This is a genomic window from Corynebacterium silvaticum (assembly GCF_004382825.2).
GTDB lineage: Bacteria > Actinomycetota > Actinomycetes > Mycobacteriales > Mycobacteriaceae > Corynebacterium > Corynebacterium silvaticum.
The window spans coordinates 38,357-51,139 of the sequence record NZ_SDQO02000003.1 but is presented as its reverse complement, the minus strand read 5'-3'; the positions used below and the strand labels follow the sequence as shown (position 1 = coordinate 51,139).

The window sequence follows — 12,783 nt, the reverse complement described above, 5'->3', positions numbered from 1 at the left end:
CGAGATTCCATAACTCAAAACTGTACCGAACGGTCATTACAGTTTCAATTTTCGGTGCGGGTGCGCTAATCCATTCACAGGTAGTTACCAGCTACGCTTCAGAAGAAAAGCAGAGCCGTGTTGTTGACTTAAAGGAACTAACCGTGAGGTCGTGTCCTCACCAGGAGATCAGGACAGGTAAAAATGGAAGGCGTGAACGAAAAAACTAAGCGAATACTGGTCGTCGACGACGAGCCGAACATCGTTGAGCTTTTGAACGTCAGCTTAAAATTCCAAGGATTTGATGTTGCCGTAGCTAATTCCGGCGTAGAAGCGCTGGAAATAGCCAAGGATTTTAAGCCCGATGCATTCATTCTTGACGTCATGATGCCGGGCATGGACGGCTATGAGCTCCTGCCCAAACTTCGGGCGGAAGGCCTCGACGGTCCCGTTTTGTACCTGACGGCAAAAGACGCCGTGGAGCACCGGATTCATGGGTTGACCATCGGGGCTGATGATTACGTGACCAAGCCTTTCTCCTTGGAGGAAGTGATTACTCGGTTGCGCGTGATTTTGCGCCGAGGCAGCACCGTGGAGATGGTCGAAGACGATTCCACCTTGGTGTATGCCGACCTGACGCTTAACGACGACACCCATGAGGTGACAAAAGCCGGAAAGGTCGTCGATCTCTCGCCCACCGAGTTCAATCTGCTGCGCTGCCTGATACTTAACGCTGAGGTTGTGATGTCTAAGGCAAAGATTTTGGATCACGTGTGGCATTACGATTTCGGTGGCGACGGAAATGTTGTCGAGTCCTATATTTCTTATTTGCGTCGCAAAGTAGACACCCATGATCCGCAACTGATCCAAACAGTGCGAGGCGTGGGATACGTGCTGCGTAAGCCGCGAAATGCGTAATAGCCGCAGTGCGGCGAAAACCCAAAGAAGAAAGTAGTAGATGAGCACCCAGAACCCATATTCCACCGCGGTGGTTCGCGGGAGCCCTGTCCACAGCGGGAAACAACGCTGGGGGTATCGGAGTGCCAGAAAAACGGGTAAAAGCTTGGTCGCGCGAGTCCGAGATATGCACGTGTTATCTGGGATGCCATTACGCTTTGGGCTGTTAGTAATCGTGGTCGCGGTCTCCGCGGTGGGGTTGATCGGCAGCGCCGTTGCCGTTAACCGAACGATGCGGGAGCTCACCTATTCGCGCATTGACAAGGAACTAGAACTGGGCCTCAATGGGTGGGCCAAGCAAGATTCGCTTTTTAAAACTAACCCCGGGGCTACCAGCGCGCGGCCGCCGACAGAATTTTATGTGGTCAAGATCTACCAGGACGGAACCACAAACGTATACAACGAGGACGTTTCTGAACCTGATCTGAGCCAAGTTTATGCTGGCCAAGGCCCTCACACTGTGGAATCTAGCCCGAAGAGCCATAAAGAAGGCATGTGGCGAGTAACCGCTGAGACACGTAATGGCGTGACCATGGTCGTGGCCAAGGACATTACCCAAGAAGCCAACATGTTGCGCAGGCTTGCCGTGGGGCAGGTCATCATTGAAGTCGCCGTGCTTCTTCTCATGGCGCTCATTGCGTTTTTCCTGATCCGTAGAGCATTGCGGCCTTTGCGCGAAGTCGAATGCACCGCCAAAGCAATCGCGCAGGGCGACTTAGACCGACGAGTGCCGGAAGTCTCGGAAAACACTGAGGTTGGGGCGTTATCGCGCTCATTGAACTCGATGATCTCTAGGCTGCAGTCCCTCATCGTGGAGCTGCAGGATAAAGAAGCCCAGATGCGCAGATTCGTCGGGGATGCCTCCCATGAGCTGCGGACACCGCTGACGTCGGTTCGCGGCTACTCGGAGCTGTACCGTTCTGGAGCCACAAAAGATGCGGATCTGGTGATCGACAAAATCGAGGGAGAAGCCTCTCGCATGAGTCTCTTAGTAGAAGATCTCCTCGCGCTTACTCGCGCCGAAGGTGCTCGTCATGAGACAGCCCAGGTTGATCTTTTGGAGGTTTCTCTGTCGGTGGCGTCCTCCCTGCAGGCCGCCTACCCTAACCGCAGCATCGACGTGCGGTCTGAGTGCGCCGGTGTGCCCATCACCTTGGGCGACGCGGCCCGGCTGCACCAAGTGCTCACCAACCTCACCACCAACGCTTTGAAACATGGCGGCGAGGACGCAAAGGTGCAGATTAAGCTTTACGACGATCCCACCAGCAACAATATCGCCATCGACATCATCGACGATGGCATAGGTATGTCGGAAAAGGATGCCGAGCATATTTTCGAGCGCTTCTACCGAGCCGACACGTCACGCGCCCGCTCCACCGGCGGCAGCGGCCTGGGGCTGGCCATCGTGAAGTCGCTGGTATCTGCCCACAGCGGAAGCATCAGCGTGAGCAGCACTCTTGGCCAAGGAACCACCTTCCATCTAGTGCTTCCCCGGCTAGAAGATCGCTAAGCCCCCAACGCGTCTACGATGATGTCGGCCTGGCGCGGCAAGTCCTCATGGCGAACTCCATGAATCTCTACGAGTTCGCCTAGCTTGCTCGACTGAGCCGGCACCACAAGGTCCGCGGTAGAAAACACTGAAATCAATTCCACGTTCTCTGGAAGTTCAGCCGGGATTTTTGCGTAAGCTGCAAAAGCGCTTGTCCGCCAATCCATTTGACCACAGGCTTAAAACGTAAATTCTTGGGAACCCCATGGAACGCTGCCCCTAGCCCCACCAGTTTCCTCACAAAACCCGGGCGGGCATGAGCGATCCGCAGCGCGAGAAGTCCCCCGGCGGAATGCCCCACAACATCAACGTGATGTATCCCCTGGCTAGCGAGCCCATCGACGTACCTCAGTAGTTCTTGTAGCGAGGAATCAAGATCGGCTGTCCCATGGTTGCCATAGGCCGGCGCGAAAAATGGGCGCCCTTGCTCTACAAGCCGCTGGGCGGGCCTCTCAAAGTTACCCGGTGACCCTAAAGTTCCGTGTAAAAACAGCACGGGGATATGGGAGTCTTTGGTGATACGGGGAGAAACCGGCAGTCGGCCGCGTGTGGGCACCCACCTCAACAACGCCATGGGGCTACTTCACTAGCCCGTTCTCATCAGTTCCCAGTGCCTGCCGTAGCTTTTCTGCTGCAGCATCCATCTGAGCTGGGTCGGTCGCGTCCATGGACATCGCTTGAGAGAAAACGTAATCGGACATCTTTGCGGCTGGGAAAACATGAATATGAGTATGGGGAACATCAAAACCAGCGATCACGTAGCCCGCGCGAGGTGTAGCAAACACGTCGGTGATTGCCTTGCCCACTCGCTGCGCTAGCTCATTGAGCTTTGCCCACGTGCTGGGATCCAGGTCGGTCCACTTATCTACTTCTGCCACTGGCACCACCAATACGTGTCCGTAGGCCAACGGCTCGATGGTCAGGAAGGCCACCACGTCTTCGTCGCGATAGACAAAACGACCTGGCAAATCACCTGCAATAATTTTTGTAAATACGCTGCTCATGTTTTCGAGGATAGTCGGCTTATACGCAGTCTCGCCGGTATGATTCGGATCATGCACATTCTTGTTATCGGTTCGGGCGCCCGTGAGCACGCCCTTGCACTCGGCTTGTCCAAGGACCCTGCGGTTACAGAAATCCACGTGGCACCAGGAAACGTTGGCATGGAGTCGATTGCTACCGTTCACCCGGAAGCAACGCAGGTGGATAATCCAGATGAGATGCTAAAGGTCGCGCAGGAGGTACATGCGGATCTTGTGGTCATAGGACCTGAAATTCCTCTGGTCGCGGGGGTAGCCGATACCTTGCGTGCACATGGGTTTGCAGTCTTTGGTCCCAATAAGAATGCTGCACGGATTGAAGGCTCAAAGGCCTTTGCCAAGGACGTTATGGCCAAAGCGGGTGTGAAGACAGCTCGCGCGGAACAGATCGTGCCGGGTGCCTCGGATGCCGAGCGGGAAGCTGCCCTGGATAATTTTGGTCCGCATTACGTGGTCAAAGATGACGGCCTTGCTGGTGGCAAAGGCGTTGTGGTGACTAAGGATCGCGCGCAGGCGCGTGCTCATGTGGATGCTGTTTTGTCTGCCGGAAATCCGGTGCTCTTGGAGAGCTTCCTCGATAGCCCTGAGGTTTCACTCTTTTGCTTGGTGGACGGGGAAACGGTTGTGCCGTTGCTTCCGGCGCAGGATCATAAGCGCGCGTTTGATAATGATGAGGGCCCGAATACCGGCGGCATGGGAGCTTATACGCCGTTGCCGTGGCTACCAGAAGACGGGGTTCAGCGAATCGTGGACGAGGTCTGTGTGCCCGTGGCGCGTGAGATGGTCGCTCGTGGTTGTTCATATTCCGGGTTGCTGTACGCCGGCATAGCGTGGGGCGAAGAAGGCCCCGCAGTGGTGGAGTTCAACTGCCGTTTTGGCGACCCAGAAACACAGGCGGTGTTGGCTCTGCTTACATCGCCTCTGGCGGAGGTTCTGAAGGCTGTGGCCACTGAAAAACTGGTTGAGTTGCCGCCGCTGGAGTGGGAAGATGGATATGCCTTGACGGTGGTTTTGGCTGCTGAAGGCTACCCGGAGGATCCCCGCAAGGGCGGCGAGATCACTGGCGCGGACGATGCCGCAGTGCTACACGCTGGCACGGCGCGCGACGCAGACGGAAAACTTGTTGCCGCTGGAGGACGCGTTCTGAACGTGATCGGCACCGGGGACTCGCTTATCGACGCCCGTCGTAACGCTTACAACGTCTTGAACAAGATCACGCTGCCTGGTTCCCACTACCGCTCTGACATCGCGTTGCCCGCGGTGGAAGGAAAGATCACGATTTAACTGAGCGGGCGCTGAGTTCTTGCTCTGCGAGCCGTGGCAGGAGTAACGTTTCGCCTCATGCGTAAGACCCCTGCTCGGCTTGTAGCCGGTAGTTTTGCAACGCTCGTTATCATCGGAACGCTTGTCCTTCTTCTCCCCATATCCCGAGAAGGACAAGCGCAAGCGGACGTCATCACGGCTTTGTTTACCGCAACCTCGGCCGTGTGTTTGACCGGCCTGACCGTTGTGGATACCGCCACGTATTGGTCGCATTTTGGCCAATTAGTGATTCTTCTTTTGATCCAGCTCGGCGGCTTGGGCATCATGACCTTGACGTCTTTTGCCGCGTGGGTGCTGGTGGGGCGGATCGGAGTGCGAGACAGGCTCAACGCAGCCGCGGAGGGGCGCGGTAGAGAATTAGGCGAGGTCAAAGGCCTGCTCGTAGCCACCTTTGCGTTCACCGTGGTGGTGGAGTCTGCCGTAGCGCTGGTCTTGACCCTGCGCTTTAAGGGGCTGGGTTTTTCTTGGGGCGCGAGTCTATGGGAAGGCGTCTTCCACTCGGTGTCGGCCTTTAACAACGCCGGCTTTGGTCTGCGGTCAGACAACCTCGTGCCCTACGTGGGGGATTTTGGGATTATTCTCCCGATTTCCGGCGCCATCATCCTCGGTGGACTAGGGTTTCCCCTTCTTTTGGAACTGCATCGTCGGCACGAGCATAGAGCGGCGGGTATCGCTGAGCGGCGATTTTCTTTGACTGCGGTGTTCACGATCGTCGGAACGCTCGCGTTGCTCATCACGGGAACTGTGGGCATTGCTGCATTTGAGTGGCGCGGAGTTCTGTCTGGATTTAGCGTGCCGACGAAACTCCTCGCCTCCTTTTTTCAGTCAGTAACTAGCAGGACCGCAGGATTTAACTCGATCAACATAGGTGAGATGCACCCCTCCAGCCTGTTGCTCACTGATTTCCTCATGTTTATTGGTGGCGGTTCTGGTGGCACGGCTGGTGGCATCAAGATCACGACGGTGGCAGTTCTCCTCACCGTCATGGTGGCGGAGATCCGCGGAGATGACAACATCTTGATCCGAGGTCGCCGAATCCCCACCCGCACCGTGCGCCAGGCGTTGGCGGTCACCATGCTGGCCACGCTGTTGGTGTCTGTCTCCCTGATGACCATGCTATTGGTGGCCCCGGAATTTGAGTTTTTGGATATTTCCTTTGAAGTAGTCAGCGCTTTTGCCACGGTAGGCTTGAGCACGGGTATTACGCCGGATCTGCCTAGCGTTGGCAAGCTGCTTCTGGTTCTTTTGATGTATGCAGGCCGTGTTGGGCCGGTGTCGCTTGTGGCTGCTCTTGCAGCTCGCAGCAATAAGCGTTTGTACTCCTATCCAGTAGAAAGGCCGATCATTGGCTAAGTTCCGTTCCCGCTCTAAAGCACCCGTGGTGATTCTTGGCTTAGGTCGATTCGGCATGGCTCTGGGCGAAGAGCTGGTGCACTCTGGCATTGAGGTTTTAGGAGTTGATTCTTCTGAATCCGTGGTCAACGCAGCCGCTAAAGTTCTCACCTATGCCGCCATGGCGGATACGACCAACGAGGAAGCTCTCCGCCAGCTCTCTGTGGATGAGGCTTCCCGCGTGGTGATCGGAATCGGCTCGGACATGGGGGCATCATTGCTCACCGCCTCTACCGTGATTGATCTGGACGTGCCGAGTATCTGGGCGAAGGCTCTGAATAACTCCCACGCTAAGATCCTGCGTCAAATCGGGGTGCATCACATCATTCGCCCGGAGCAGGATACTGGTCGACGAGTGGCACATTTGATGAATGGCCGGGTGCAGGAATACGCGGAATTCGACCGAGATTACGCCATCGTGAAAGTTGCGCCGCCTGTCTCAATTCTGGGTAAGCGGGTACACGAGGTTGATCGGGTACAGATCATTGCCGTTCGTCCGAGCAACGGTATGTTTAGGCCCGCGAAACCCGAGATGATTCTGCAAGCAGGGGATTTGGTTTTGGCGGCTGGTCACCCAGACGAGTTAGAGCAGTTTGGGATGACTGACTAGGGGGGGACAAGCGGTGCTTCGCATGCGATAATGAGTGACGTGGCAGACAAGAAGAAGATCACCAACGTCCTTTCCAACCGATACGCTTCCGCCGAGCTCACTGAGCTGTGGAGCCCCGAGGCCAAAATCCTGCTAGAGCGCCAGCTCTGGATCGCTGTGATGAAGGCTCAAAAAGCATTGGGGGTTGAGATTCCTTCGGAGGCTATTGCTGCCTATGAGCGGATCATCGACCAGATTGATCTCGCGAGCATTGCTGATCGCGAGAAGATCACCCGCCATGACGTTAAAGCCCGGATTGAGGAGTTCAATGCCCTCGCTGGGTTTGAGCATATTCACAAGGGCATGACCTCGCGTGACCTCACTGAAAACGTAGAACAGCTGCAGATCTACCGTTCTTTGGAATTGATCCGCAACAAGTCTGTGGCAGTGGTGGCACGGGTGGCACACCATGCCGCTCAATACCAATCACTGGTTATGGCTGGGCGTTCTCATAACGTGGCTGCTCAGGCCACTACATTGGGCAAGCGTTTCGCTTCTGCCGCCGAGGAAATCCTGGTGGCCATCGACCGCGTTGAGGAGCTCCTTGATCGCTATCCTCTCAGAGGAATCAAGGGCCCGATGGGCACGGCGCAGGACATGCTTGACCTGATGGGTGGGGACCAGAAGAAGCTGGCGTCCTTGGAAACGCAGGTGGCTGATCACCTTGGCATTTCACGGGTCTTTGATTCCGTGGGGCAGGTGTACCCGAGGTCCCTCGACTTTGACGCTGTATCGGCTCTGGTTCAGTTGGGGGCAGGCCCATCAAGCTTGGCAACCACCATCCGCCTCATGGCAGGCAACGAGACGGTGACTGAGGGCTTCAAGGAGGGACAAGTCGGTTCTTCCGCTATGCCTCACAAGATGAATGCTCGCTCATGCGAGCGGGTCGGTGGACTCCAGGTGATCCTGCGTGGATACCTCACGATGGTCGCCGATCTTGCGGGCCAGCAGTGGAATGAAGGCGACGTCTTCTGCTCTGTGATCCGCCGTGTGGCTCTGCCAGATGCGTTTTTTGCTCTCGACGGAATGTACGAGACCTTCCTGACTGTCCTCGACGAGTTCGGGGCATTTCCGGCAATGATTGATCGGGAACTTGAGCGTTACCTCCCATTCCTTGCCACCACCCGTATTTTGATGGCGGCGGTTCGCGCAGGCGTGGGCCGTGAGACTGCCCATGAGGTGATCAAGGAAAACGCCGTTGCAGTGGCACTGAACATGCGAGAAAACGGTGGCGGGCAAGACCTGATTCAGCGCCTCGCAGCAGACGAGCGCCTGCCGATGACTCAGGAGCAGCTGGACGAGGCCCTTGCGGATCATCATGCCTTTATCGGTGCCGCAGAATCGCAGGTTTCCCGGGTTCTCAACCGGGTGGAGGACCTCACCAACCGCTATCCGAGCGCCGCGGCCTATACTCCTGGCGAGATTCTTTAGCGTTTAAATTTAGCGTTGAAAAGTGCTACTCCACTGAAGTAGCCGGTTGTAGCTTTGGTCACTGTAGTGTGTGATCGTCACGACCCTGGTTTTAGGATCAGGGTGGTGAACAGTGGAAACGGGCGCGTTTGGGATATGTTTGGCCGCTTGCGCATAACGTTAACCCTACAAAAGCAGATAAGATATGACTTGCATGAGACGTGAGGGCTAGACTGCTACGTTATGCGTCCTGAACTCTCCCAGTACACTCATGTGTCCGCGGGCAAAGTGCGTGAGATCTATGAGATCGACGACGAACGCCTGCTCATGGTGGTCTCTGACCGCATCTCCGCATACGATCACATCCTGGATCCGGAGATCCCCGACAAAGGCCGAGTGCTCACTGCGATGAGCATGTACTTCTTTGATCACATCAATTTTCCCAATCACCTTGCCGGACCCATCGATGATCCTGCGATTCCAGAAGAAGTTTTGGGACGTGCGCTGGTGTGCAAGAAACTGAAGATGCTGCCTTTTGAATGCGTGGCACGTGGTTACCTCACCGGCTCTGGCCTCAAGGAATACCAGCAGGCCGGCAAGGTATGCGGTATCGAGCTGCCAGAAGGCCTGGTAGAGGCATCTAAATTGCCCGAACCGATCTTTACGCCTGCAACCAAAGCTGACTTTGGCGATCATGATGAGAACGTGTCCTTTGACGCGGTCGTCGACAAGCTAGGCGAGGCGCGCGCTAACGAGCTACGCGCAGTGACTCTGAAGATCTACTCCGAGGCAGCAGCCATCGCGGAGTCCCGCGGCATTATTCTTGCGGACACAAAGTTTGAGTTCGGACTCGATGCGGACGGCACTTTAGTGCTTGCCGACGAAGCCCTCACCCCAGATTCCTCCCGCTATTGGCCTGCCGACGGCTACGAGGAGGGCAAGGCGCAGCCGAGCTTTGATAAGCAGTACGTGCGCAACTGGCTCACCGGCCCCAAGTCGGGGTGGTCCACGGATTCGCTTACTCCGCCGCCCTCTCTTCCTGGGTCCGTCGTGGAAGCGACGCGGGAACGCTATGTGGAGGCATTCGAACGCATTACTGGAAAAAAGTTCAGTGATTGGATCGGAACCTGTGTGTAAAAACTAAAAGAAGCGCTGTACCTGATACCGGTACAGCGCTTTTTGATTTTCTTAATTAGGTGAGCTTGTTGATCTTCTCTACAACGCTGACGATCTTGCTGGTAAAGCTGACCATCTCCGAAAGTAGGTTGAGACCTTTGATAGACGAGAGTTGGCTAAATACGTCTACGGCATTGCTCATTATGGTACCTTTCATTTTTCTCACTAAGACCGGATTTACACTAGCCGAACTCTGTAAAAAATCAAGAGAAAAAGGCAACACGTGGCGGGGTTCACTGAAGTAAAAAGACGCAGCACTAAGGTGATAAATCCATATTTTTTGCATATGTCTTGGTGGGGGACGTAGGGGCGGATGTCAAGAGCTCGAAAAGCTTAAAAAATAGGCTTGGTAGTGGTTTCCACTACGATTTAGAGCATGTCTGAAGCAACGCGAATTCAAGCGCCGATAGCCCCGATTCATCCGCACACCAGAACGGTGCATGACACCACGTTTGTCGATGAATACGAATGGCTACGGGATAAAGAGCCTCCAGAGACCATTGCGTATCTGGAGGCGGAGAATGCCTTCACGGAGCAAGAGACCGCAGGGTTGTCTCAGTTGCGGGACAATATTTATCAAGAGATAAAGTCGCGAGTAAAAGAGACCGATATGTCGGTTCCGCAGCGCTCCGGCGATTTTTGGTATTACGGGCGCTCGGAAGAGGGGAAAAGCTACGGTTACTCCTGCCGCATCCCCGTCGTTGAGGGGCAGGACGCATGGGTACCACCTGTGATTCCAGAAGGGGAGCCGGTTGCTCAGGAACAGGTCATTCTCGATTTGAATGAGCTGGCGGAGGGGCACGAGTTTTTCTCCCTGGGAGCCTCCACGATCACCACGTCGGGCCGCTACTTGGCCTACTCCGTGGATACCGCCGGCGATGAGCGTTTTACCCTGCGGATTAAAGACCTGGAGACAGGGGAACTGCTAGACGACGTCCTGGAGGATCTTTTCTACGGCGCAACATGGGCCGGAGAAGACTACCTGTTCTATCAGCGAGTCGACGACGCATGGCGTCCGGACTCCGTGTGGCGACACAAGATCGGCACGGATTCGAGCGAAGACGTTCGCGTGTTCCATGAGGCAGACGAGCATTTTAACACCGGTATTGGTGCGACGCGTTCAGAAAAATACCTGATGATTGCATCCGCATCGAAGATAACTTCTGAGGTGTGGGTCCTTGACATGGATAATCCAGAGGGCGAATTCCGCTGCATTATCCCCCGGAAGTCGGGCGTGGAATACGACGTGGACCACGGCGTTGTTGCTGGCGAAGACGTGTGGATAGTTACTCACAACGCTACGGGGCCGAATTTTGAAATAGGGTGGGCACCCGCGACGGAGCCCCTTGCCTTGTCCGATCTGACAACGCTGATGCCGCACCACGATGATGTCCGGATTGAAGGCGTAGACACCTACCGCGATCAGATCGTGGTGGGATACCGCGCCGGGGCCATTGGTCGTGCCGCAATAATGCAGCTCACTGACCAAGGCTTCGGGACCTTTGAAGAGCTTCAGTTTGATGAGGACCTCTACACCGTGGGCGTTGCCGGAAACCCCGAGTGGGATGCGCCCGTGCTGCGCGTTTGCTATACCTCGTTTACCACTCCCAGCCAGGTGTTCGACTATACGGTTGCGGATGGTTCCAAGCGCCTGCTCAAGCAACAAGAGGTCGTTGGCGGCTACAACCGTGAGGACTACGTAGCAACCAGGCTGTGGGCCACGGCAGCAGATGGGGTGCAGATCCCGGTGTCGCTCGTGCACCGCGCTGATCTCGACATGACCACTGCAAACCCAACGCTGCTCTACGGCTACGGTTCCTACGAGGTATCTATGGATCCCGAATTTTCCATTGCGCGGCTCTCCCTTATGGATCGCGGGATGATTTTTGCCGTTGCACACGTCCGCGGTGGCGGCGAGATGGGCCGGGGTTGGTATGACAACGGCAAGATGCTGTGCAAAAAGAATACGTTTACGGACTTCATCGCCGTAGCGGATTTCCTTATCGCTCAGGGCGTGACCACGCCAGAGCAGATGGTGGCCGAGGGCGGCTCCGCCGGTGGCATGCTGATGGGAGCAATTGCCAACCTCGCAGGCGACCGATTCAAGGCAATTGAGGCTGTGGTTCCGTTCGTGGATCCGCTGACCTCCATGCTGATGCCAGAGCTGCCGCTGACTGTCACGGAGTGGGATGAGTGGGGCGATCCGCTGCACGATAAGGAGGTATATGACTATATGGCGTCGTATGCCCCTTATGAGAATGTGGAGGCCAAAGACTATCCCAATATCCTGGCTTTGACCTCGATTAATGACACCCGGGTGCTGTACGTAGAGCCTGCCAAGTGGATTGCTAGGCTGCGTGCTACCGCCAAGAGCGGCGACTTTTTGCTCAAGACCGAGATGGCAGCGGGCCATGGCGGAGTGTCCGGTCGGTATGAAAAGTGGAAGCAGACGGCGTTTGAATATGCATGGATCATTAACCAGGCGACGGGAGTGCTTCAATGACACAGTTCTTTGATATTCCGGTGACGCTTAACGACGCCACCGAGACAACCATGAATGACTGGGCAGGACACTGCCTGCTTATTGTGAATACCGCGTCCAAATGCGGTCTGACTCCGCAGTACGAGGCTCTGGAAGAGTTGTATCGCGACTATGCTCAACGAGGCTTCTTTGTGATTGCGATGCCGTGCAACCAGTTTGCTGAGGAAGAACCCGGATCCAATAAACAGATCGCGGAGTTCTGCAAGCGGGAAATACGATGTGACCTTCCCGATTCTTGCAAAGGCAGACGTGAACGGTGAGAACGCTCATCCGCTGTACCGATTCTTAAAGGGAGACGGCCCGGATATTGAGTGGAACTTTGAAAAGTTTGTGGTCTCTCCAGAAGGAAAGGTTGTGGGTCGGTTCACCCCGAATATGGACCCCGATGATCTCAAGATTATCGAATGCCTAGAGGAACACGTGGTGCTTTAGCGCCCAACAGCCTGCATTTCCATAGACAAAACATCCTCTGGGTACCGTTTTGCGGTCCAATGTCTATGGAAATGCAGGCTGTGGTGACAAAAAGAACCGGCCACCGTGTGCGCGGTGGCCGGTATCCCTCAACCTCAAAAGGAAAGATGCCTCAGAAAGTTAAACCGAAATGGATTCGGCTGTGGGACCAGTCGGTCTGTCTTTGCCTAATGCCTGCTCTGAGTCGCGCCCCTCAACGCTTCCCAGGAGGTGGGATAATCCCTATGCATCGAGCTACCTATGACTCTTAGAATGTGGTGCGTTAGCTAGTCCCTCAACAAGTAACGCTATCCCT

The 12,783-nt window shown here is 55.5% G+C and carries 10 protein-coding genes and 2 pseudogenes; 9 read left to right on the top strand and 3 right to left on the bottom strand.

Going from position 1 to position 12,783, the window contains the following annotated elements:
* Positions 1-183: 183 nt before the first annotated feature.
* Positions 184-897: a response regulator transcription factor gene (locus tag ET810_RS08295; RefSeq protein WP_087454498.1), complete on the top strand. Its 714-nt coding sequence runs from the start codon at positions 184-186 to the stop codon at positions 895-897.
* A gap of 40 nt (positions 898-937) precedes the next feature.
* Positions 938-2,446, top strand: a complete 1,509-nt coding sequence (locus tag ET810_RS08290) for a sensor histidine kinase (RefSeq protein ID WP_134316371.1) — start codon at positions 938-940, stop codon at positions 2,444-2,446.
* Here ET810_RS08290 and ET810_RS08285 read toward each other — a convergent pair.
* Positions 2,443-3,059, bottom strand: a pseudogene (locus ET810_RS08285) (esterase/lipase family protein). The gene ET810_RS08290 and the pseudogene ET810_RS08285 overlap by 4 nt on opposite strands.
* A 4-nt stretch (positions 3,060-3,063) precedes the next feature.
* Positions 3,064-3,489 carry an HIT family protein gene (locus tag ET810_RS08280; protein ID WP_087454934.1) on the bottom strand — a complete coding sequence of 142 codons (426 nt, stop codon included), beginning with the start codon at positions 3,487-3,489 and terminating at the stop codon, positions 3,064-3,066.
* Positions 3,490-3,540: 51 nt separating this feature from the next.
* On the opposite strand from ET810_RS08280, the gene purD reads away from it, so the two are divergent.
* From purD to ET810_RS08255, 5 genes are all read left to right on the top strand, one after another.
* Positions 3,541-4,809 (top strand): phosphoribosylamine--glycine ligase, encoded by a 1,269-nt coding sequence (gene purD, locus ET810_RS08275; RefSeq protein WP_134316372.1) that lies wholly within the window; start codon positions 3,541-3,543, stop codon positions 4,807-4,809.
* A gap of 57 nt (positions 4,810-4,866) precedes the next feature.
* Positions 4,867-6,201, top strand: a complete 1,335-nt coding sequence (locus tag ET810_RS08270; protein ID WP_134316373.1) for a TrkH family potassium uptake protein — start codon at positions 4,867-4,869, stop codon at positions 6,199-6,201.
* Positions 6,194-6,850, top strand: a complete 657-nt coding sequence (locus ET810_RS08265; protein WP_087454493.1) for a potassium channel family protein — start codon at positions 6,194-6,196, stop codon at positions 6,848-6,850. Before ET810_RS08270 ends, ET810_RS08265 begins: the two co-directional genes overlap by 8 nt.
* 30 nt (positions 6,851-6,880) lie before the next feature.
* On the top strand, positions 6,881-8,320 hold the full coding sequence (gene purB, locus ET810_RS08260) for an adenylosuccinate lyase (RefSeq protein WP_166741062.1): 1,440 nt from the start codon (positions 6,881-6,883) through the stop codon (positions 8,318-8,320).
* Positions 8,321-8,542: 222 nt separating this feature from the next.
* On the top strand, positions 8,543-9,436 hold the full coding sequence (locus ET810_RS08255) for a phosphoribosylaminoimidazolesuccinocarboxamide synthase (RefSeq protein ID WP_087454492.1): 894 nt from the start codon (positions 8,543-8,545) through the stop codon (positions 9,434-9,436).
* Between the two features lie 55 nt (positions 9,437-9,491).
* Here ET810_RS08255 and ET810_RS13050 read toward each other — a convergent pair whose 3' ends face one another.
* Positions 9,492-9,617: a hypothetical protein gene (locus ET810_RS13050; RefSeq protein ID WP_259484258.1), complete on the bottom strand. Its 126-nt coding sequence runs from the start codon at positions 9,615-9,617 to the stop codon at positions 9,492-9,494.
* A gap of 234 nt (positions 9,618-9,851) precedes the next feature.
* On the opposite strand from ET810_RS13050, the gene ET810_RS08245 reads away from it, so the two are divergent.
* Both ET810_RS08245 and ET810_RS08240 read left to right on the top strand, forming a co-directional pair.
* Positions 9,852-11,978, top strand: coding sequence for a S9 family peptidase (locus tag ET810_RS08245; protein WP_087454491.1), 2,127 nt, complete (start codon positions 9,852-9,854; stop codon positions 11,976-11,978).
* Positions 11,975-12,449 (top strand): annotated as a pseudogene (locus ET810_RS08240) (glutathione peroxidase). Before ET810_RS08245 ends, ET810_RS08240 begins: the two are co-directional and overlap by 4 nt.
* The last annotated feature ends 334 nt before the right edge of the window (positions 12,450-12,783 follow it).